Source organism: Paenibacillus sp. PCH8, assembly GCF_002968835.1.
Taxonomy (GTDB): Bacteria; Bacillota; Bacilli; order Paenibacillales; family Paenibacillaceae; genus Paenibacillus.
Genome location: NZ_PKQK01000001.1, coordinates 912,519 through 932,589 on the forward strand (window position 1 = coordinate 912,519; position 20,071 = coordinate 932,589).

Consider the following 20,071-nt stretch of genomic DNA (forward strand, 5'->3'; position numbering starts at 1 on the left):
ACCGAACAAACATCCATCCCTTAAAGGAATGTTCTAATTCGCAAAATTTCGTTTCGATATCTAGTTTTCAAAGAACAAGCTCCATGCAAAAGCAAGCTGTTTGAGAGTTTGAGCTCTCAAAACTGAGCAACGAGTGAGTTGCGCTGGTTCAAAGAACCAGCTTATTTGAATGTTTCCACTCGGGAAACGATTCTCCATAGAAAGGAGGTGATCCAGCCGCACCTTCCGATACGGCTACCTTGTTACGACTTCACCCCAATCATCTATCCCACCTTCGGCGGCTGGCTCCTTGCGGTTACCCCACCGACTTCGGGTGTTATAAACTCTCGTGGTGTGACGGGCGGTGTGTACAAGACCCGGGAACGTATTCACCGCGGCATGCTGATCCGCGATTACTAGCAATTCCGACTTCATGCAGGCGAGTTGCAGCCTGCAATCCGAACTGAGACCAGCTTTGTTGGGATTGGCTCCATCTCGCGATTTCGCAGCCCGTTGTACTGGCCATTGTAGTACGTGTGTAGCCCAGGTCATAAGGGGCATGATGATTTGACGTCATCCCCACCTTCCTCCGGTTTGTCACCGGCAGTCTATCTAGAGTGCCCACCCGAAGTGCTGGCAACTAAATATAAGGGTTGCGCTCGTTGCGGGACTTAACCCAACATCTCACGACACGAGCTGACGACAACCATGCACCACCTGTCTCCTCTGTCCCGAAGGAAAGATACATCTCTGCATCGATCAGAGGGATGTCAAGACCTGGTAAGGTTCTTCGCGTTGCTTCGAATTAAACCACATACTCCACTGCTTGTGCGGGTCCCCGTCAATTCCTTTGAGTTTCAGTCTTGCGACCGTACTCCCCAGGCGGAGTGCTTAATGTGTTAACTTCGGCACCAAGGGTATCGAAACCCCTAACACCTAGCACTCATCGTTTACGGCGTGGACTACCAGGGTATCTAATCCTGTTTGCTCCCCACGCTTTCGCGCCTCAGCGTCAGTTACAGCCCAGAGAGTCGCCTTCGCCACTGGTGTTCCTCCACATATCTACGCATTTCACCGCTACACGTGGAATTCCACTCTCCTCTTCTGCACTCAAGTCACCCAGTTTCCAGTGCGATCCGGGGTTGAGCCCCGGGATTAAACACCAGACTTAAATGACCGCCTGCGCGCGCTTTACGCCCAATAATTCCGGACAACGCTTGCCCCCTACGTATTACCGCGGCTGCTGGCACGTAGTTAGCCGGGGCTTTCTTCTCAGGTACCGTCACCTTGAGAGCAGTTACTCTCCCAAGCGTTCTTCCCTGGCAACAGAGCTTTACGATCCGAAAACCTTCATCACTCACGCGGCATTGCTCCGTCAGGCTTTCGCCCATTGCGGAAGATTCCCTACTGCTGCCTCCCGTAGGAGTCTGGGCCGTGTCTCAGTCCCAGTGTGGCCGATCACCCTCTCAGGTCGGCTACGCATCGTCGCCTTGGTGAGCCGTTACCTCACCAACTAGCTAATGCGCCGCAGGCCCATCCCCAAGTGACAGATTGCTCCGTCTTTCCAGTTCTCTTCAGGTGAAGAAAACAACTATTCGGTATTAGCTACCGTTTCCGGTAGTTGTCCCAAACTTGAGGGCAGGTTGCCTACGTGTTACTCACCCGTCCGCCGCTAACCATCAGAGAAGCAAGCTTCTCTTCAAGTCCGCTCGACTTGCATGTATTAGGCATGCCGCCAGCGTTCGTCCTGAGCCAGGATCAAACTCTCCAATAAAAGATGAATTTCAGTAGCGTGGTTAGACGCTATAAAAATCATCTCAAGTATTTGAAAAGAGCGATATGCTCATTTTGAATCTGACGAGATTAAAAATCTCATTTGTGCTCCAGCCGATTCAAGCCAAGGCTTGTCTCAAACTTTCGCGTTCATTCTGCAAGCAGAATGTTCACTCACTCGTTGTTCAGTTTTCAAAGATCAAACTTATTCTGTTACCGAATGTCGTTCTCTTCAGCAACTTTTATATCTTATCACATCCGAACCAACGTTGCAAGCTTTTTTTTTAAGTTTCTTTCGAAGCTTATTTCATTTGCTTGCCGCACCGTTTATCCTGTGTTTTCTTGGCCGGAATTAGAATATACCATGTACAGATTTTCATTGCAAGCTTTTTTTCAACAAACTAATCAATGAACTATCTTTAATTACGATTCATTAAACATACACATAACCAGGGTAGGCCACATCCACTCTTAGCAGTGAATAGTATCAGTTGTGACTCGCCCTGGTTCTTGAATTATTCTTTCCTTCTATATAAAGAAAGCAATGTATCAATAGTTACAACATACACGCTCGTCTTCAATCTTCAATAGCTTACAAAATCCGTTTACCTAACAACGAAGCGATAAGTTCCACGCCCAGTCTCGCCGTATGTCTATTGTGATCCAATAGTGGATTCACTTCGACTAGCTCCATGGACGTAACTTGATTCGTGGAAGCGAGCAGTTCCAATGCGTAATGTGCCTCACGGTAATTCAGGCCACCCGGGACGGGTGTACCGACACCCGGAGCTTCACGTGGATCCAGGCAATCCATGTCAAAGCTGACGTGAATACCATCTGTCCCTCGCCCCGCCGTAGCTAACGCTTGTTCAATAACTTGCTGTATTCCAATTCGATCAATATCATGCATCGTAAATGCCTGAATTCCCAGCCTCTTGATCTGTTCTTTCTCATACTCGTCCAGATCACGTAGACCAATGTAGACCAGATTGGATGGATTAATAAACGCCCCTGCTCCAGCAATGTGCGACAGATTATATGCAGAATGCCCCAAGGAAGCAGCCACACTCATCCCATGCATGTTGCCAGACAAGCTGTGCTCTTCCGTATTCAAGTCTGCATGCGCATCAAACCAGATCACACCCAAATTGGAATAGTGTGCAGTTAATCCAGCAAAAGTACCTATTGCTACACTATGATCTCCTCCAAGCACAAGTGGAAAGGCTCCCTCCTCTACAGCAACCGATACTTCTTTACATACCTTCTCACTGACCTGACGTACCTCATTCAAATATTTCACACGATTCCGTACAGCAGGGGTAGCAGCCACAGAGGGACAATCGATCCGCACCTCTTTGGAAAGCACTCGTCCCAGACTCGCGATCTCCCGCCTCAGCCCCGCCGTAATTAACTCATCTGGTCCCAACTCCGCGCCGCCCCTCGCGCCGCCCAGTCCGAAAGGAACCTTAATAATGGCAACCTCATTGCGTTGCCCAGACATGTGACTTGTATGAATAGAAGTATCCTGAATTCCACCAAGCACAGTATCCTCGTTTTTCATGGGCACAGCTCCTCCATCAATATAGGTAACCCTTTTGCAATGAGGCTCTCCTGACTTACATATCACACAGAACCTGATTAATTCTCTCCATGGCCCAGTCAATCTCGGACTCCTTAATTGTCAGTGGTGGAGCAAACCGAATGATATTCTCATGGGTCTCTTTACACAGTAAACCAGCAGACATTAACCGCTCGCAATAAGGACGTGCAGATCCATGTAGCTCAACCCCAATAAATAACCCTCTACCTCGGATATTTCTTATGGCTGAACTGCGAATATCACGTAACCCTTTCATAAAGTAGTTCCCCAGACGCTCCGATCGCTCAGCAAGCTTCTCATCTTCAAGAACTTTCAAAGCCGCTACGGCTACGGCACAAGCCAATGGATTGCCTCCAAACGTAGAACCATGAGATCCCGGCTCAAACAAGTCCAGTATTTCTGCATCAGCAGCAATAGCCGAGATCGGCATGACTCCTCCACCCAGTGCTTTGCCCATAACCCAAATGTCTGGTTCAACATCTTCCCAATCCGAGGCAAAACGGCGACCCGTTCTTCCAAATCCAGTCTGAATTTCGTCCGCTATAGTCAGTACCTGCTGTTGTTTGCATAGAGCGAAGGCTTCGCCCAGATATCCATCCGGCGGAATGACAATTCCCGCTTCCCCTTGAATGGGCTCTACCAGAAAGCCAGCCGTATTCGGTGTAATGGCCTGCTTCAGTGCTTCAATATCTCCATAGGGAATAATCCGGAATCCTGGAGTGAACGGTCCAAAGTCTTTTTTATACTCTGCAGAAGAAGAGAAAGAGGTAACCGTCAGGGTTCTTCCATGAAAGTTACCAGAACACACGATGATTTCGGCTTGGTTCTCCGGTACACCTTTGCACCGATAAGCCCACCTGCGCACTGCCTTTACCGCAGTCTCGACTGCTTCCGCTCCAGTATTCATGGCAAGAATCTTGGATTTACCCGTGAATTGCGAAAGTTTCTGATAGAAATAGGAAGCTGAGCTGCTGTGGAATGCGCGTGATGTCAGCGTAACTTGATCTGCCTGATCCTTCAGCGCCTGTATGATTACAGGATGTCTGTGACCATGATTTAATGCAGAGTAGGCACTTAACATATCCATATAACGGCGGCCTTCAGGGTCTTCCACCCATACGCCCTCCGCACGTTCAATGACAATAGGGAGCGGATGATAATTCGGTGCAGCATAACGTTCTGACCAATCGATTAACATCTTGGTATCTGACATATTCTCCTAACACCCCATTCCATAATATTGTATACAAAATACAGTATCAATGTATGCGATACCTCAACCATTTACGACTAGATTTCACTATTTCCGCGCTCGCCTACTCTTGTCTCTTTTACGAATCTGCCCTGTTCCCGTTAACGCGAAGTAGACAGTCTTCGCTCCAGCCAGGAAAGCAGGTTAGCCAGTGTAAATGTGATTATAAAGTAGAGCGCCGCCGCTACGAGGAGTGGAGCAAGTGGTTGAAAAGTAACACCCTGAGCCGTTCTGGCCGTGTATATAATCTCGGCTATGCCGATCATGGAGACAAGCGAAGAATCTTTAATGATAATAATGAATTCGTTACCGATGGCTGGAAGCATGTTACGAAAAGCCTGCGGCAATATAATGTAGCGAAGTGTCATGCCGTGCGTCATGCCAAGAGAGCGCGATGCCTCCGTCTGTCCTTTATCAATCGCTTGAATTCCCGCCCTGAACACCTCCGCCATATAAGCCGAGCTATTCATAGTCAGAGCTACCACACCCGACATAAATGCCGGCAAGTTCACACCTATAACGGTCAAACCATAATGAATAATGAGAATCTGTACCAGCATTGGCGTACCTCGAATAAGTTCAATGTAAGCGGATGCGATCAACTTGATTGGCCATATTCGGGATATTCGCATTAGAGCCATGATTACACCCAGTAACGTACCGAACAATACTCCGAAGAAGGAAAGTTCAAGCGTAACCCACGCACTTCGCGCATAATCCTGCCAATACTCTAATAGAAAAGAAAAATCTAAATTCACGGCACATCCCTCATTCGTCCGGTTTATTCACCAAGCATCTCATTCGCTTCAACGACGAAACGCTCAATATCTCCATTCGTTTTGAGCTTTTCCAGTGTAGTGTTGATCTGATCAAGCAGCTTCTGATTCCCTTTTTTCACGGCAATGGCCGAACCACCCTCGTCTTCAGCCTGTTCAATCTGCACATCTGCAACCACAAGCCCCTTTTGGTTCTTCACATACTGTTCGGCTACTGGCTTCTCCAGAATGAGTGCGTCCACACGCCCGGTCTGTAATTCCAGAATCAGTTCGGGTATTTTGGCCAGAGAAGTGAGTTTGCTCACCTTTATGTCCTGAGCAATCCCTTCCTGAATGGAACTCTTTTGTACGCCAACTTGTTTGCCGGATAGATCATCCAATGATTTCAATGCTGCATTGTCACCCTCTCTAACGAGTACAGCCTGTTCTGCATAATAATAGATATCCGTAAAATCAACATTCTTCTTTCTATCCTCTGTAGGAGTCAAGCCCGATATTACAAAATCAACCTTATCTGTACCGAGGGCCATAAGAAGGCCGTCAAAGTCCATGTCCTCGATCTTCAGCTCAGCTCCTAGATCAGCCGCAATTACTTTGGCAATCTCAATATCAAAACCTACGACGGTGTCTTTACCATCGATTTTCTTGTGAAATTCATAGGGAGCATAGTCTGCACTGGTTCCAAGTACAATAACATCCTTTGCCGCAGGGCTACTTCCCGAAGACGAAACAGAGTCTGATCCGGTATCTGTCGTTTTTTCCTGCCCACAAGCGGACATGAACACAACTACTACTAACAACAGCATCATTGGCAACAGCGTTTTTTTCACACAGCATACTCCTGTTCTTTTTTGGATTGAGTAACATGACTTTTTTGTATACAATATACATAACACAATATATGGACTTTTATGTAAGTAATACTAACAAACATCGCGTGGGTTTACAATCATTTTTTAAACATTTATACGCTTTAATTCCATAAAATGTTCTTTATATAACATGCTACTTACATCCATTAGAGCACGAAGTTGGCTTGCCCAACTTCCCCCTCGGTGTTAAGATGATTAAAACTTGAATCTCCTGAACGGCGCTCATAGTATAGACTCACACCACCCTATCATCACTACATACAGAAGGGAGGATTCGGTATGGAGGCACCCAGATACCGGTCCTTGAAAGATCACGTATACGATTACATTGCTCAGAAGATTCAGGACGGAACGTTACTCCCCAACCAGAAGATCAATGAGGCTGAGATATGCAAGAAGCTGGACATCAGTCGCACTCCCACTAGAGAAGCCCTTTTTCAGTTGGCTTCGGATAATCTGCTGCAATACATCCCACGCAGAGGATTTATTGTCACTCCTTTTGATGCAGGCAAAAAACTGGAATTCTCCCAGGCAATCGGTGTCCTGGAGGCACTTGCCGCCACACTCGCAGCAGATCATCTCAAACCATCCGAATTGCTGGAGATGGAAACTCTCGTTGTGCGAATGGATGAGGATATCAGTCAGCTTGACCTTGCTGCCTACAACAAGAACCAGTATCAGTTCCATAACCTGTACATCCAGCGATGTGGGAACGCCACCGTGATCGAGATGTTAAACACCTTGAAGAACAGCTTCATCCGACAGTCGTACGCCAGTGATAATAAGCCGAAGCTCTCTGAGGTACTTCTCGAAGTCAACGAGGAGCATCGCCAGATTTTGAGCGCTTTTCGAGCCAAGGATAAATTAACATTGGAAAGCCTGCTAAAGCACCACTGGCGTATTATCGACAACGATATGCTCTAATACATTCTACCCGCGTAAAGCGGAAGGCAACTCACATAAGTGGGTTGCCTTTTTCCTACCCTTCCTTTTTTGTCCCCAAAGGTGCTCTTGCTTTAAAGACAGCATAACCTAATTTTTTGCCGTATTTGGCGAGCAAACGATCATTGGTGCGACTCATACGTTGCATATGTTCGTCCTCATACCAATTCATATCTATCTCACGATACGGATCATGATCCACACCCCATTTACCCATGGATCGCGAATACTCTTTGACTTCTACCTCGGTGAAGCCACTCTGTTTAAGGCGCTTTCTCCATGCTATCACCGTCGCCAGGGTTCGTATGCCGTAAAATTGTTTCAACCTTCGGCTCATCAATTCCGTCTTCCGACCTGATAGAACCATCTCTCGATCCACCAAAAGCCCCCGGGCTTTAACACACGTTGATACTCAGCAAGTGCAACTCGCCAAGGAGTGAAGATCGTCACCGACTCCACAAATACCACATCAACATGGTTGTCTGGTAAAGGTAATGCTGCAACATCAGCCTGAATAAATTGAACATCCACCCGTTCTCGTCTTGCTCGTCGCACCGCCTTATCCAGCATATGACGATGAAGATCTATTGCAGTCACCCGATGACCACTTCGAGCCAAGTAACACGCAGTTCTCCCAGTTCCACATCCGATTTCAAGAACATGGCTGCCTGTGGGTAGAGATAATGTATCAAGCAGTCTCATGGTCGCCGAGAATCCCCCGGGATGAGCACTACCTTCCCCTAACCGGGCTAACAAATCATGATAATCCATAAGATTCCCTCCCTTCATCCTTTCCAGTGTATGGGGTGAACTCAAAAACGGCTCCTCCCTATATGATTTTCCGGGTACTCGTCCATACCAATTCACTCTCTTTTTACTATGATATACAAACCGTTGATTTCAAGCGGCGAACCGCAACTATGAGGGGGATATGCATGCATAGAATTCATCCGGTATGTGAAGAGACGGTGTCTCCGCACGTTGGACGTCCCGTATGTCTGGTTATGAAAGACGGAAAGCATATGTACGGTACGCTTAGTAAATGTAGTGGTGGCAAAATTCATTTGAACGAATGTTTCGAAGGACCCAGGCTGTGTTCCGTCACATCCAAACAACAACTTTTGAGAAGTGGCAAGAAAAACACAGCAACAACAAAGAAAGTTAAATCTTCAGCCTACGGCCCTTACGGTTATGGAAGATACGGCGGCGGTTACGGCTCTGGGGCAGGAATTGATCTGGCTCTGGTAGCAACACTGTTTCTACTCCCATTCCTTTTCATCTAATATCCAATATCAAAGATACATCCGTGGTATCGAGAGCATAAATAACAAAGAACCTTCTCGCTGTATGCAAGAAGGTTCTTTGTTTGTTTAATTCATTTTCCAATAAAACTGCTTTAATCAAGGCTAGATATAGATCAAAACGGTTCAATTTGTCTAGATATAGCTACAAAAAAGGCATTCGCCAAAACGAATGCCGGGAACTTCGTATTTAATACCCTTACCTTCGCACAGGGTGTCAAGTTTATCTTAAAAAAAAACACCTCGTTAGAGGCGGATAGCTATGTTAAATTCGATTTCCTTTAGGTATCGTTTTCAGATTACTATTCGAATTCTCAAGCAATGGTAGCATCCTAGTCGTGCTAACCATCTCAGAAGCACATATCGGACAAGTAGGTACGTTATCAAACGCAAAATTGTCCCGCATCCATCCTTTGCACGTATCACTCGTACATTCCCAGATTGCCGCATCAGCTTGTGGAATCTCTTCCAACGGTTTTTTGCGATTATACATGACTTCTACCCCCTTCGTTATGGAAAAACATCTAACCGACGTTATTTCACAGAAACCAACACTTAGCGGAAGTTTTACGTCCCACTGAACTTCTGCCTCGACAACTATTGGGCCGACTTTCATATAACTGATCAAAAAAAAGAAGCTGCCTTTACCATTTTAACATGTTAAAGGCAGCTATGCTTTAATTACAGTTTTACAACTTCTTCTGCTTGAGGACCACGGTTTCCTTGTACAATTTTAAATTGCACGCGTTGACCTTCGTCCAGAGTTTTGAAGCCATCGCCTGTAATAGCGCTGAAGTGTACGAATACATCTTCTCCGCCTTCAACTTCGATGAAACCGAAGCCTTTATCAGCGTTGAACCATTTTACTGTTCCGTTTTGCATGTGAATTACACCTCCAAATAAAAATTAACATGTTCCTTTGTTCTTTGCAGCAAGCAAATAAAAATTCACACATTGAAAAAGGTACCAGTCATAAACCTATAAGTGATCGCCCTTTACAATATATGAATTAGGTTTTCAACTCTCTACAACTTGTTTTTATTATAACTCCAATTCAGCCAAAAAGCAAATCTTTGTATTTTCTTTTCAAACAGCTTTGGAAATACATGTTATTACCTGGCGCTGGGACAGGCTTTACCGTCATTCTAATACCCAGCCGTTATGTGCGGTCTTATGAAAGGATATGCAGATTCAATCCAACTTATACATTTTTTATTTCATATGCATATCCAATACAACAATGAAAGACCATTTTACCACAGTTTCACGTCCTATGTCCATGCCCACATAAATGCATCCCGATCCCAGGCAATCTGTCCACGATGTAGTTTCCGGAAAGCTTTCTTCACTTCCTTGGACAAGGAGGTATTACCGTTCTCATTCACAAAGACAAACTCTTCACCAAAATGGATCTTCACATATTCTATGGCAGCTTCCTGATGAAGTGTTCCGGTGAATTTAATTTCCTGAACCATCCACTCTGCTACTCCCTGTGCTGTCTTTTCCACAATATCACCTACTATCTATACATCATGTACGAATAGACCTACTTCTTCGTATGAAGAACATGCCTGTCTTCCCGCCAGATTGAAGTATACCATGATCCAGCTGCTGACGGGAAACCTTGCAATAAGTCCCATGTGAGTCCGTTAACGAACAACCGTATTATGCTGTTCATTCCCTTTGGAGGAAATGGGTGAATTCGTTCGATGGCTCCATACTAACCATGCACAGTGAGCAATCAGCACTACCAGTATAAATAAATCGTAAGGAAGTGTTCCGGTGTCCTGCAGATCATTCCCGAGAAATTGAATCAGATTATGTATGAAATGAAATAGAATAAGCGGTACGATATTTCTATTCTAGAGCAAGTGTATCCAGTACAAGGAGTAGAGGAATACAATACTTTGCATGGTTGGCAGAGATACTGCGCAAGGAACGGAATCCAGTCTCTCTCCACTTGCGCCGGAGCGTCAAATAGATAATTAGCACAACTGCGATGGGTGTAAATGATATGAGTACGGGTTTACGCTCGGAAAAGGACTTTCCCGCCTTGGATCGCTGTCTAACCATCCATTTCAGCCTCCGAATATTCCAATTCAGCATGCTTGATCCGTTGTCATACGAATATTATCACTATATCGTTTATCACAACTTCAATATGTTGAATATCCCTATTATGGATAAAACTATAGAAGTAACAAAAAAGAGACTTCTCCTTGGTGCTTTTCCCCTAAAATCAGGTATGGCTTATGCCTACATCTGTCCATTATAGTATTACAAGAGTAATGCTGCAGGGTTGCATTGACTTTCCAACGTCATATATCTATGAAATATTATAAACCATAGTTTCACCATGTATAATAAAAATCAGGGGGATATTATGAAAGCATTCTTTCAGCGCTGGGGGCACTTACTGGCTATTTTGTGCATACCGCTCCAAGGCTCCATTTACGTTTTTCTAGGCAGCAATACCGGAAGTGATGTGTTCTACAATTATGCCTGGATCGACACACAGATTCCTTTTATCAAAGAATTTATTTATCCGTACATTAGCTGGATGCCCATTCTGTATCTTGGATTTCTCTATTTGGGGCTGACGAACAAGTCGCTATTCTGGCGTACGTTAATTACCTATAATGTTGGTGTCATGGCCGCCAATATCTGTTTTGCCGTCTTCCCTACCTATGTACCACGTCCAGAGGTCGGGGAACCGAGCTGAGCAGCTTCCTTGTACAGTTCATCTATACAAATGATGCGCCCTACAATTGTTTTCCAAGTGTTCATTGTCTCACCAGCTACTTGCTGTTTATCATCATTAATCGACACTTGAACTTTAAGCCGTTAGCACGAATCTCCTGGTCGGTGTGGCTCTGGTTAATTATTGCTTCAACCGTGTTCGTGAAACAGCATTCGCTGTTGGATGTGGCTGGTGGAATTATATTTGCGGAGGCGGCATATTGGGCTGTACATGTCTTTGCAGTTCGCTTCAGTCAGGCACCCAAAAAAGGTAAGCAGCCACTTACGGCTTCCAACTCAAGCAGCAATGTATAGCAGCATTCATATCTTAAACAGACGAAATGTTGACTCTGCAACAGAGCAAAAGAGGGCCAAAGGCCCTCTTTTATTTTATCCTAATATGGTTAAACCTATTATATAGAAGAACTTCTCTTGGCTTCACTAAGCCTTTCATACGATAGTTGGACGTTCATGAAGCAGATCCGATGGTGAACTTCCCGTTATACGCTTGAATATCCGGTAAAAATAAGAGAGATCCCGGTAGCCGAGAAATTCGGCAATTTCCTGGATTGAGAGTTGTGACTCAGTGAGCAGATATATGGCTCGTTTCATCCGTTGATCATGGACATATTGGCTAATCGTCTGGTTCGTCATACTTTTGAATAACGAGGCAGCATAGTTGGGCGTCTTGCCGATCTCGTCACCGAGTTCTTCTTTGGTTACTCTCTCCTGATAATGACGCTCAATGTATCGCTTCATCCGTTCAACATGATTATGTCTCTCTGGCGGAATGACTCCCCGATCAAGCTCTCTGTTCATATAAATCAACACTTCCATCAATAAGGCTTGGCTCATCATGACATAATAAGACGGACGGTCCTGCCACTGCTGATGGATAGCGCTCATACGTTGATGGATCAGTTCGTAGCATCCGGGTTTATGCCACAAAGCCTCATACCGTTCCAATGCAGGCAGAACTTCCATATGATCTCGCTGCAGTTGAATAACAATCTGTGTGTGTGTAACTGTAGGAATACTCTTGCCATAATACGGGACACCGCCTGGAATGAGTAACAATTCACCCTTTTCCATGATCTGTTTATCACCGTTCACCCAATATACACATTTCCCATAAGTAACCAAGCTAAGCCGCCAAGTCTCTTGAGATTGCACAGCTTCTTCGTACCAACCAACACCATTAATGTGTCGTACTTCGAATGGCGTAACCATAAGACACCTCATTACTGGACTATACTCTAATCATTGTACTATAGTTCATACCGTGATTCGACAGAAAACGCTACAATGACTCTATAAGCACAAAATATGAGGAGGAAATCAGCATGTTAAAAACGAAAATCATTTGTACCATGGGACCTGCTTGTGACTCAATCGAATTGTTAAAGGTAATGATTCAGGAAGGTATGACGGTTGCCCGTCTGAACATGGCTCATGGCGAGCTGGAAGATCATGTTACTCGGATCAACAACATCCGTAAAGCTGCTTCCGAACTGAACACATATATTCCAATCATGATGGATATCAAAGGACCAGAAGTTCGTATTGGCAAACTGAAAGAAGCATCTTGCCATCTGCAAGCTGGCAAAGAACTCATTCTGACTACCGAAGAAATTCTCGGTGATGCAGAACGTATCTCGGTTAACTATCCAGAACTGAACCTCGTTGTGAAACCTGGCGATCGTATCCTCATCGATGATGGTCTGGTCGATCTGACTGTATTGTCCGTAGAAGGTTCAGACATCCATTGTAAAATCATAAGTGGCGGCATTCTGAAACCCCGTAAAGGCGTTAACTTGCCAGGAATCAAAACGACACTTCCGGGCGTAACAGAGCGTGACGTGATGCACATCGGATTCGGCATCGAAAACGATATCGAAATCATTGCAGCATCCTTTGTACGTAAAGGTGACGACATCCGTGAGATCCGCAGCATTCTGAAAGAACGCGGCGTGGAGCACGTTCAGATCATCTCCAAAATCGAAAACCAGGAAGGCATGACCAACCTGGACGACATCATCTTGGCTTCTGATGGTATCATGGTAGCTCGTGGCGATCTCGGGGTTGAAGTGCCGATTGAAGACGTGCCTATGATGCAAAAAGAAATGATAGATAAATGTAACCGTGCAGGTAAACCAGTTATCGTAGCAACTCACATGCTGGAGTCCATGCAAGTGAACCCGCGTCCAACTCGTTCCGAGGTAAGTGACGTGGCGAACGCTGTACTTCAAGGTGCAGACGTTGTGATGTTGTCTGGTGAATCGGCTGCTGGTAAATATCCGGTACAATCCGTGCGCACGATGGCTGCAGTTGCTCGCCGTGCTGAAACGATGATCGACTATAAAGAGCAATTCGCACAGAAATCGGCTCAACAGATCGCTGATATTACTGAAGTTATCAGTCAGGGCGCTGTAAGTTCTTCCCTCGTACTGAATGCAAAAGCAATCATCACTTCAACTGAGAGTGGATTCACGGCGCGCATGATCTCCAAATATCGTCCAAAAGCACCAATTATCGCAGTTACACAACATGAAGAAGTATTGGCGAAGATCTGTCTGCTCTCCGGCGTCATTCCAGTTATGGGCGACAAAGTAACCACAACGGATGAAATGTTCGAATCAGCTACTCGCAATGCAATCAAAACAGGTTATATTGAAAAAGGCGACATCATTGTATTGTCCGCTGGTGTTCCAATCGGTCAATCCGGCAATACGAACCTGATCAAAGTTCAACAAGTATAATTGGGCAGATGAAACTGTTGCTTTGAATAGAAATACAAAAATCCACCGAGATATATCTTGGTGGATTTTTTCTTTTGCCATTCATTCGTGTTTCAACTGTTGATATGGTCCAACGGCATCAATATTATAAATTCCGTGAGTAATTAACCAGGTCTTGTGACATGTTATTGATCTCATCCATCGATGCATTCACCTGCTGTGTCAGAGCAGCCTGATTTTGAGTCAGGGTAGACATGTTACCGATATGTTCAAGGATCTGATCAATCAGTGTTTTCATCTTCTGCATGCTATCTTCGATATTTACTGTGGCCTCTGAACTGTGATCCGCCAATTTCCGTACTTCACCTGCAACGACGCCGAACCCTAGTCCCAGTTCTCCCGCTCGCGCCGCTTCAATCGCTGCATTCAACCCCAGCAGATTGGTCTGACTCGCAATCTCCCGAATAAATACGGTAATGTTTTTGGTATCATCTGCGCTGCTTTTCACTTGAATGGCTGCATCGGCGGATAACTCCTGTGCAGTCACCAAATCCTGTGCCTGATCCGTTATCGAGTTGATTCCACGTACCATCTCGCCAATGGACTCCGATAATTGTTTTGTTTTCAGATTCATGGCTTCCACGATCTGTTCCTTGTTCTTCTCATGGGTTACATCTCGGATGGTTCCAGCTACGCGGAGTGGCACTCCATCCTGATCACGAATGGTCTCCCCACCTGCATGATACCAACGATACTCCCCGTCTTTACGTTGCAGACGATAATCCAGATCATACGGCGTACGGCCACTGTAATCGTTCATATGCCTGGCAAATTCGTTGATCGTCCGATCATGATCATCTGGATGAAGCCGGCTGCTCCAGCTGCTGAACACATTCGGGAAATCCTGCTCATCTTTAAATCCCAATTCTTTGCGGAACTGTGGTGACCACCAAAATTCGTTATTCGGGTTAACCACGTCTCCAGCTATAACGGTCATATCCCAAGGTGCTTCCACCAGGGCACGATTAACGAGGTCATACCGGGTGACGAGTGCTTCCAGCTCCTCCGACTTACTCTTCTCATCATGAATATCCAACATAACTCCCAGAAGCCTGATTGGAGTACCCGCATGGTCTCTGACAACCTGACCAAGACACCGGTACCAACGGATTTCCCCACTCTTCGTAATCATCCGGCTGATTACGTTATACGCGGTTTGTCCTTTATCGTTATTTACATTTTCCTTAATCTCCTGCACCAGCTGTGGTCGATCCTCGGGATAGATTGACTTGGTCCAGCTTGCAAACACATTGGGATAATCCTCTGCATTACGAAAACCCAATATCTGGCGGAACTCTTTCGAAAATGTGATAGTATTGTTGTTGTCCAGCGGATCACCTGCAACGATTTCCGATTCCCACAATCCGACGTTCAGGGCTTGATTCAATATGTTAAGGCGCATTTCCATCGCCTCATTCTGTGATTTCATCATCTTCACGGTTTGCTGAATGTTAGTTGCTATTTCATCCGTTTCCTGAAAATTCATAACATCTTCGGCCCAGACAATATTATCGCCTCTATTTGCACTTTCCACCAGCTTACGACTATACTCCAGTAGCCTTTGATGTGAATTTATGCGATTTTGTTTCGTAGCCTCATTACGTTTAAGGAACATATTGATTTCTCCTCTTAGGTCATATGTTATATATTTCGACATAATAGGACATAAAATGTAGATCTAAGTTTTCGTCATAACAAAAACAACATCACCCGGCACTGATCAAGTGTCAGGTTATGTTGTTTTTGGATTTCTTTATATTTAAATCTATTGCTATAGTTCGAGAAATCCCCGATACATTGCACATGCCGCTGGGCCTGTTTCTCTTTCACCTACCAGCCAAAATCCAGCGTTTTCCCCGTCTCTACCCAAGTTTTGATACTACTCAAAATCATCCACCAGCTGCTCTGTGCATTTGCAAAAGAAGGGTGGTTATCTGTAAATTGATCATTGATTAGCGTTAGCTTCGTACACTCACCTACTGTTTCCAACTGAAAAGCCACTCTGGATTGAAGCTCGGCATGATTCGCATGATATGATGGCCCGGGATGCTCCTGATAACTGAGTCTGGACAGCGGTTCGAATTCCAAAATATCGCCGTACACATGGACTGTCTCCGCCCCATCATTACCAGGCCCTACGTAAGCAAACGGCTGCCCCGGCTGGAAATTGGTACGAAGTTCGCTGCCAAAAAAGCTATTCCGTGTTCCGTCCGGGGAAATGAGGGCATTCCACACGTCTTCCAATCCTGCATTGATATAAAATTCATATTTCAGTTCCATGAACTCACTCCCTTTATGTATTAGATATGCGATCTGCCAACTCGCCTCCCTATCCTATCGTTATACCCCAATCAACGTATTGTAAAAACGCGACAGCCAGAAAATAAATGCTATTTCTCACTCTCGATAATCCCTATCATTATTCTGGCAAGATGCCACCATATAGTGCTTTTCAAGGAGATCAGATATAATAAAATGGAATGAAATAACAGGAGTTGTTCAAGATGATTGGAACGTCACCCCCCTCATTATCCCCCTAGCAACAAATAGTCACTGCTGTTGGCCGTTCAGGCAAACTGTATCTGTTGCACGATTATGACCCAACCGTATATGCATTCGATACCCTGATTGACAGTATGATACATGAATCAGTCAACGGATATCATGGGCATCCCATATCCCAATGCAACAATGTTCTGAGAGCTTTAGTCATGTGAGATGTACAGGAGGGATTATTCGGATGAAACAAGTTGAACAAAGAGTAAGACCCAGTATGGGCCTGCTGAATCTGAATAAAGGGGACCAACGATATCAACTGACACGCCATCTTCCTTGCGAAGCACTCCGACCTTTTGTTAAACATTACTGGAGGGTAACTTGGGATCTCACCGGACTTGAGGTGTATCTCCAACATGTTGTACCCAACCCTTGTGTTAATCTGGTCGTGGAACGAAATAATACGTATTTTTTCGGACCATCAGGACGTAAATTTTCCTATCTTGTCAGCGGAAAGGGCAGTGCTTTTGGCGTGAAGTTCAAACCAGGTGGGTTCTATCCCTTCCTCCGGGTACCTGTCTCTTCACTGTACGGACAACCGATGGATGTATCCAGTATTCTTGATACTACTGCGGGTGCTTTGGAAGAACGGCTACTCGGGCAAGGATATGATGCGGATAAAATCAGTTACATCGATCAGCTATTACATGCACACCTTCCAACTGAGGATACCCAAGCCAGGCTCGTTAGCGATATTGTGCAACAGATTGAGCAGAACCGTGAGATGTTGAGAGTGGATGATCTGTCTTCTTATTGGAATATTCATAAAAGAAAACTTCAGCGCCTGTTCAATCAGTATGTAGGCATCGGTCCCAAAACCGTAATCAAGCTGTATCGTCTACAAAATGCTGCAGAACTGATGGACCATGGTCTACACTGCGATCTGGTTAAGCTGTCTCAAGATCTCGGTTATCATGATCAATCCCATTTCATCCGAGATTTCAAGTCCATTATCGGCAACACACCGGAGGAATACCTGAACTCCAAACAAGAAACGGGGAACAGCGAGGGTCTATGAATTAAACCCCGTTCATACACTTGTCATCAGCTATATAAGTTGAACTAATCATTTACACGATAACGGAGAGGACAGAAAAAACCTGAAAAAGCGAAGCGCTCGCCTAAAAGCTTTCTGAAAGAAAGCTGCATCGGGAGCATACGCTATCCCCGGATTCTCCCTTGCAAAAAGGGAATCAAAAAAATCTGAGGATAACAGTGATTGGAAGGCTATTCTGTCATCGTAGTGTCCGTGTAAATAATCTTTAGTTCAACTTATATAGCAAGACGAATTGAACAGTTCCCATATTTAGCCCTCGCTTTCTTGAGTGGTATGGTTTCATTACAATCGGCACATGCTTATCTTAATATGACCCTTTCCATATCAAACAAAGAGTAACATGATATGCGTTTATATAATACACAATTAAATTGATATAAATTAAATTGGTCTTTCAGTTTTTGCCGTAAACATTTATACTAGGGATAGACAAGTTATTCAATTACATATTAGAAAGCAGGGTGTTTCTTTTGATCAGTATTATTTTTGTAGCTCTTGTAGCTGTCGAACACATCTATATCATGTTGATGGAGATGTTTATGTGGACTCGTCCACGCACGATGAAAACCTTTGGTACCACACCGGAATTCGCCAACTCCACCAAGTCTCTCGCGGCTAATCAAGGTCTTTACAACGGATTTCTTGCTGCAGGTCTGATCTGGGGACTCGTATATCCGAATGCAGCCGTTGGTCAACACATTCAGATTTTCTTCCTGGCATGCGTGATTATCGCAGCTCTCTATGGAGGCGCAACTTCCTCACGCTCGATTATTATCAAACAAGGATTACCTGCAATTATTGCATTGTTGCTGGTTCTCTTCCTGTAATCTCCTGTCGATTGTTGCATTGCTACGATTCATCTTATCTCCATTATGGTATGGTAGTGAGTATGTAATAGCAGTGTATACTGACCAGAATCGATCTGGGAACGGAAGGAGAACGTGTCATGGGATTGTTTGACAAGCTTCGACGGCGTAAAAAGGAGAAAACTGCCACAGGTGGAGCTGTAGAAACAACGAACTATAATGAAACCATCGTGGGTTTTGTCCTGCTGGAGCGTGACGACTGCGACTTTGACCTCTTCATTAGGAATATGAGAAACGAGTGGGATATTAAGATTGCGGAACGCCCTGAGGAAGATAATCTCTTCTTTGAAGTGCATGGGATGCAGGTGGTATGTGCTCACATTGCTGCACCTGTTCCTGACCGTGAGGTTGAGGAGAATGCCAAATTAAATATACTCTGGCCCCAAGCGGAACAAGTTACCTCTCGGCATCAGTCTCAGATTATCGTCTCAGTCCTGAACGCAACGAATGCGATAGAGGGACATATTCTATTTACTCAGACAGCGAGCGCTTTATTGCAGTTGGACCATGCACTCGCCATATATATGGCTCCACTTGTCGTTGAAGCTAGTCAATATGTTGAGACCAGTCGTGGACTCAAGCATGATGACTTACCTGTCTCGCTGTGGGTTTTCATCGGACTTTTCCAAAGCACCGAAGGCGCTTCAGCCTACACTTACGGACTGCGTAACTTTGGAAAGGAAGAGATGGAGATCACGCAATCTTCCCAGTCTTTAAGCGATGTATTTGAGATGATGTTCATGACCACAACATATGTCATTGAGAACGACGTCACATTGCATGATGGGGAAACACTTGGTTTCTCAGCAGAACAAAAGCTGAGCATTTCCCTTTCCCAAGGTGTAGCGGCGGAAGGTAACAGTTTGAAGATTAGATTCTAAACTTACGTATTTAGCTTACGTTACCATGTTGCAGCTATAGAAGCCGTCTGGAGTTAACACTCTGGGCGGCTTTTCGCTATTCATACCTCCTTCCAATAATGATATGGAATCAATCCCTGAATTTAACTTCACTTGGAATAAGTAGTCCATAAGAACCACTGTACTGTGATTTTAGTTTTCATTTCCGCTATTAACAGGTATAATTAATAGGCTTATAGTCTCATATATTACATAATATTTTATGCCGAGGAGTTGCATACATGTCTGTTAGACGCTTGGATTCAACCAATCCTATTATTGAAATTGTCTGGGAAGGTATCGTCACCCCAGAACATGTCGAACAAACGAATAAAGAAATTCAGAGAATAGCAGCGCAATTGGGAAATTCATTTGATGTGCTCGTGGACATGAGAACGATGAAAGCATTCCCTCAGGATACAAAAGAAAAAATTGTGGACCATCAGAAATTACTGCTAGAGTGGGGTATGAAGCGGGCCAGTGTAGCCGTAGGCGGTGCGATCGCCAAAATGCAACTGAATCGGATCTCTAAAGAATCAGCACATCAGACTGAATTTCAATGGGAAACGTATGACGAGGCCTTGGCCTTTTTGTTGAAATAAATTGAGATATTATAGTGTAAGTTTAAAGAGAACATGAATATGCTACACATGGCACAAGA

General features: G+C 44.8%; 22 protein-coding genes and 1 rRNA gene. 9 read left to right on the top strand and 14 right to left on the bottom strand.

Features of this window, described 5'->3' with window-relative positions; genetic code table 11:
• Positions 1–200: 200 nt before the first annotated feature.
• The 5 genes from C0Q44_RS04020 to C0Q44_RS04040 form a co-directional block, all read right to left on the bottom strand.
• Positions 201–1,753: ribosomal RNA gene (locus tag C0Q44_RS04020) — 16S ribosomal RNA — on the bottom strand.
• 591 nt (positions 1,754–2,344) lie between these two features.
• A complete protein-coding gene (gene rocF, locus C0Q44_RS04025) occupies positions 2,345–3,313 on the bottom strand; it encodes an arginase (protein WP_258166165.1) in 969 nt (322 codons plus the stop codon).
• 55 nt (positions 3,314–3,368) lie between these two features.
• Positions 3,369–4,565: an ornithine--oxo-acid transaminase gene (locus C0Q44_RS04030; RefSeq protein WP_105406155.1), complete on the bottom strand. Its 1,197-nt coding sequence runs from the start codon at positions 4,563–4,565 to the stop codon at positions 3,369–3,371.
• A 140-nt stretch (positions 4,566–4,705) separates the two neighbouring features.
• Positions 4,706–5,362, bottom strand: coding sequence for an amino acid ABC transporter permease (locus C0Q44_RS04035; RefSeq protein WP_105406156.1), 657 nt, complete (start codon positions 5,360–5,362; stop codon positions 4,706–4,708).
• 23 nt (positions 5,363–5,385) lie between these two features.
• On the bottom strand, positions 5,386–6,210 hold the full coding sequence (locus tag C0Q44_RS04040) for a transporter substrate-binding domain-containing protein (RefSeq protein WP_105406157.1): 825 nt from the start codon (positions 6,208–6,210) through the stop codon (positions 5,386–5,388).
• Between the two features lie 321 nt (positions 6,211–6,531).
• Between C0Q44_RS04040 and C0Q44_RS04045 the strand changes: the two genes are divergently transcribed.
• The gene (locus C0Q44_RS04045; protein ID WP_105406158.1) at positions 6,532–7,176 is read left to right on the top strand and encodes a GntR family transcriptional regulator; all 645 of its coding nucleotides are present in this window, start codon (positions 6,532–6,534) and stop codon (positions 7,174–7,176) included.
• A gap of 55 nt (positions 7,177–7,231) precedes the next feature.
• Here the strand turns inward: C0Q44_RS04045 and C0Q44_RS04050 are convergent, their stop codons facing one another.
• Positions 7,232–7,531: a hypothetical protein gene (locus C0Q44_RS04050; protein ID WP_105406159.1), complete on the bottom strand. Its 300-nt coding sequence runs from the start codon at positions 7,529–7,531 to the stop codon at positions 7,232–7,234.
• Positions 7,531–7,965, bottom strand: coding sequence for a class I SAM-dependent methyltransferase (locus C0Q44_RS04055; RefSeq protein ID WP_181150846.1), 435 nt, complete (start codon positions 7,963–7,965; stop codon positions 7,531–7,533). Before C0Q44_RS04055 ends, C0Q44_RS04050 begins: the two co-directional genes overlap by 1 nt.
• Positions 7,966–8,129: 164 nt before the next feature.
• Between C0Q44_RS04055 and C0Q44_RS04060 the strand changes: the two genes are divergently transcribed.
• On the top strand, positions 8,130–8,477 hold the full coding sequence (locus C0Q44_RS04060) for a hypothetical protein (RefSeq protein ID WP_105406161.1): 348 nt from the start codon (positions 8,130–8,132) through the stop codon (positions 8,475–8,477).
• Positions 8,478–8,760: 283 nt separating this feature from the next.
• Here the strand turns inward: C0Q44_RS04060 and C0Q44_RS04065 are convergent, their stop codons facing one another.
• The 4 genes from C0Q44_RS04065 to C0Q44_RS04080 all read right to left on the bottom strand — a co-directional run bounded on the left by C0Q44_RS04065 (position 8,761) and on the right by C0Q44_RS04080 (position 10,568).
• Positions 8,761–8,988 carry a cold-shock protein gene (locus C0Q44_RS04065; protein ID WP_105406162.1) on the bottom strand — a complete coding sequence of 76 codons (228 nt, stop codon included), beginning with the start codon at positions 8,986–8,988 and terminating at the stop codon, positions 8,761–8,763.
• 188 nt (positions 8,989–9,176) lie between these two features.
• A complete protein-coding gene (locus C0Q44_RS04070) occupies positions 9,177–9,377 on the bottom strand; it encodes a cold-shock protein (RefSeq protein WP_017691122.1) in 201 nt (66 codons plus the stop codon).
• 389 nt (positions 9,378–9,766) lie between these two features.
• Positions 9,767–10,003: a DUF6953 family protein gene (locus C0Q44_RS04075; RefSeq protein WP_076320400.1), complete on the bottom strand. Its 237-nt coding sequence runs from the start codon at positions 10,001–10,003 to the stop codon at positions 9,767–9,769.
• A 349-nt stretch (positions 10,004–10,352) separates the two neighbouring features.
• Complete coding sequence (locus C0Q44_RS04080) at positions 10,353–10,568, bottom strand: hypothetical protein (protein ID WP_105406163.1); 216 nt, start codon at positions 10,566–10,568, stop codon at positions 10,353–10,355.
• A gap of 310 nt (positions 10,569–10,878) precedes the next feature.
• Here C0Q44_RS04080 and C0Q44_RS04085 point away from each other — a divergent pair, with 310 nt between their 5' ends.
• Together C0Q44_RS04085 and C0Q44_RS04090 are read left to right on the top strand one after the other, a co-directional pair.
• The gene (locus C0Q44_RS04085; RefSeq protein WP_105406164.1) at positions 10,879–11,217 is read left to right on the top strand and encodes a hypothetical protein; all 339 of its coding nucleotides are present in this window, start codon (positions 10,879–10,881) and stop codon (positions 11,215–11,217) included.
• Positions 11,218–11,237: 20 nt separating this feature from the next.
• Entirely contained in the window at positions 11,238–11,549 is a 312-nt protein-coding gene (locus tag C0Q44_RS04090) for a phosphatase PAP2 family protein (protein ID WP_258166273.1), read from the top strand.
• 135 nt (positions 11,550–11,684) lie between these two features.
• Here the strand turns inward: C0Q44_RS04090 and C0Q44_RS04095 are convergent, their stop codons facing one another.
• The gene (locus C0Q44_RS04095; protein ID WP_105406166.1) at positions 11,685–12,464 is read right to left on the bottom strand and encodes a helix-turn-helix transcriptional regulator; all 780 of its coding nucleotides are present in this window, start codon (positions 12,462–12,464) and stop codon (positions 11,685–11,687) included.
• Positions 12,465–12,577: 113 nt separating this feature from the next.
• Between C0Q44_RS04095 and pyk the strand changes: the two genes are divergently transcribed.
• Positions 12,578–13,993, top strand: coding sequence for a pyruvate kinase (gene pyk / locus C0Q44_RS04100; protein ID WP_074093123.1), 1,416 nt, complete (start codon positions 12,578–12,580; stop codon positions 13,991–13,993).
• 124 nt (positions 13,994–14,117) lie between these two features.
• On the opposite strand, the gene C0Q44_RS04105 is transcribed toward pyk, so the two are convergent.
• Positions 14,118–15,647, bottom strand: coding sequence for a methyl-accepting chemotaxis protein (locus C0Q44_RS04105; protein ID WP_105406167.1), 1,530 nt, complete (start codon positions 15,645–15,647; stop codon positions 14,118–14,120).
• 215 nt (positions 15,648–15,862) lie between these two features.
• Positions 15,863–16,312: an SRPBCC family protein gene (locus C0Q44_RS04110; protein WP_105406168.1), complete on the bottom strand. Its 450-nt coding sequence runs from the start codon at positions 16,310–16,312 to the stop codon at positions 15,863–15,865.
• A 460-nt stretch (positions 16,313–16,772) separates the two neighbouring features.
• Here C0Q44_RS04110 and C0Q44_RS04115 point away from each other — a divergent pair, with 460 nt between their 5' ends.
• The 4 genes from C0Q44_RS04115 (at position 16,773) to C0Q44_RS04130 (ending at position 20,012) form a co-directional block, all read left to right on the top strand.
• Entirely contained in the window at positions 16,773–17,606 is an 834-nt protein-coding gene (locus C0Q44_RS04115; RefSeq protein ID WP_181150847.1) for a helix-turn-helix transcriptional regulator, read from the top strand.
• A 509-nt stretch (positions 17,607–18,115) separates the two neighbouring features.
• Entirely contained in the window at positions 18,116–18,472 is a 357-nt protein-coding gene (locus C0Q44_RS04120) for a DUF1304 domain-containing protein (protein WP_181150848.1), read from the top strand.
• A 119-nt stretch (positions 18,473–18,591) separates the two neighbouring features.
• The gene (locus C0Q44_RS04125; protein ID WP_105406171.1) at positions 18,592–19,392 is read left to right on the top strand and encodes a DUF4261 domain-containing protein; all 801 of its coding nucleotides are present in this window, start codon (positions 18,592–18,594) and stop codon (positions 19,390–19,392) included.
• 260 nt (positions 19,393–19,652) lie between these two features.
• Entirely contained in the window at positions 19,653–20,012 is a 360-nt protein-coding gene (locus C0Q44_RS04130; protein ID WP_105406172.1) for a hypothetical protein, read from the top strand.
• Positions 20,013–20,071: the final 59 nt, after the last annotated feature.

What these genes read in the sequence shown, in the direction of transcription:
- C0Q44_RS04045 (WP_105406158.1), top strand. Translation starts at nt 6,532, where the DNA reads ATGGAGGCACCCAGATACCGGTCCTTGAAAGATCACGTATACGATTAC.
- C0Q44_RS04050 (WP_105406159.1), bottom strand. Translation starts at nt 7,531, where the DNA reads ATGAGCCGAAGGTTGAAACAATTTTACGGCATACGAACCCTGGCGACG.
- C0Q44_RS04065 (WP_105406162.1), bottom strand. Translation starts at nt 8,988, where the DNA reads ATGTATAATCGCAAAAAACCGTTGGAAGAGATTCCACAAGCTGATGCG.
- C0Q44_RS04115 (WP_181150847.1), top strand. Translation starts at nt 16,773, where the DNA reads ATGAAACAAGTTGAACAAAGAGTAAGACCCAGTATGGGCCTGCTGAAT.
- pyk (WP_074093123.1), top strand. Translation starts at nt 12,578, where the DNA reads ATGTTAAAAACGAAAATCATTTGTACCATGGGACCTGCTTGTGACTCA.
- C0Q44_RS04095 (WP_105406166.1), bottom strand. Translation starts at nt 12,464, where the DNA reads ATGGTTACGCCATTCGAAGTACGACACATTAATGGTGTTGGTTGGTAC.
- C0Q44_RS04080 (WP_105406163.1), bottom strand. Translation starts at nt 10,568, where the DNA reads ATGGTTAGACAGCGATCCAAGGCGGGAAAGTCCTTTTCCGAGCGTAAA.
- C0Q44_RS04125 (WP_105406171.1), top strand. Translation starts at nt 18,592, where the DNA reads ATGGGATTGTTTGACAAGCTTCGACGGCGTAAAAAGGAGAAAACTGCC.
- C0Q44_RS04105 (WP_105406167.1), bottom strand. Translation starts at nt 15,647, where the DNA reads ATGTTCCTTAAACGTAATGAGGCTACGAAACAAAATCGCATAAATTCA.
- C0Q44_RS04110 (WP_105406168.1), bottom strand. Translation starts at nt 16,312, where the DNA reads ATGGAACTGAAATATGAATTTTATATCAATGCAGGATTGGAAGACGTG.
- C0Q44_RS04055 (WP_181150846.1), bottom strand. Translation starts at nt 7,965, where the DNA reads ATGGATTATCATGATTTGTTAGCCCGGTTAGGGGAAGGTAGTGCTCAT.
- C0Q44_RS04085 (WP_105406164.1), top strand. Translation starts at nt 10,879, where the DNA reads ATGAAAGCATTCTTTCAGCGCTGGGGGCACTTACTGGCTATTTTGTGC.
- C0Q44_RS04030 (WP_105406155.1), bottom strand. Translation starts at nt 4,565, where the DNA reads ATGTCAGATACCAAGATGTTAATCGATTGGTCAGAACGTTATGCTGCA.
- C0Q44_RS04060 (WP_105406161.1), top strand. Translation starts at nt 8,130, where the DNA reads ATGCATAGAATTCATCCGGTATGTGAAGAGACGGTGTCTCCGCACGTT.
- C0Q44_RS04130 (WP_105406172.1), top strand. Translation starts at nt 19,653, where the DNA reads ATGTCTGTTAGACGCTTGGATTCAACCAATCCTATTATTGAAATTGTC.
- C0Q44_RS04070 (WP_017691122.1), bottom strand. Translation starts at nt 9,377, where the DNA reads ATGCAAAACGGAACAGTAAAATGGTTCAACGCTGATAAAGGCTTCGGT.
- rocF (WP_258166165.1), bottom strand. Translation starts at nt 3,313, where the DNA reads ATGAAAAACGAGGATACTGTGCTTGGTGGAATTCAGGATACTTCTATT.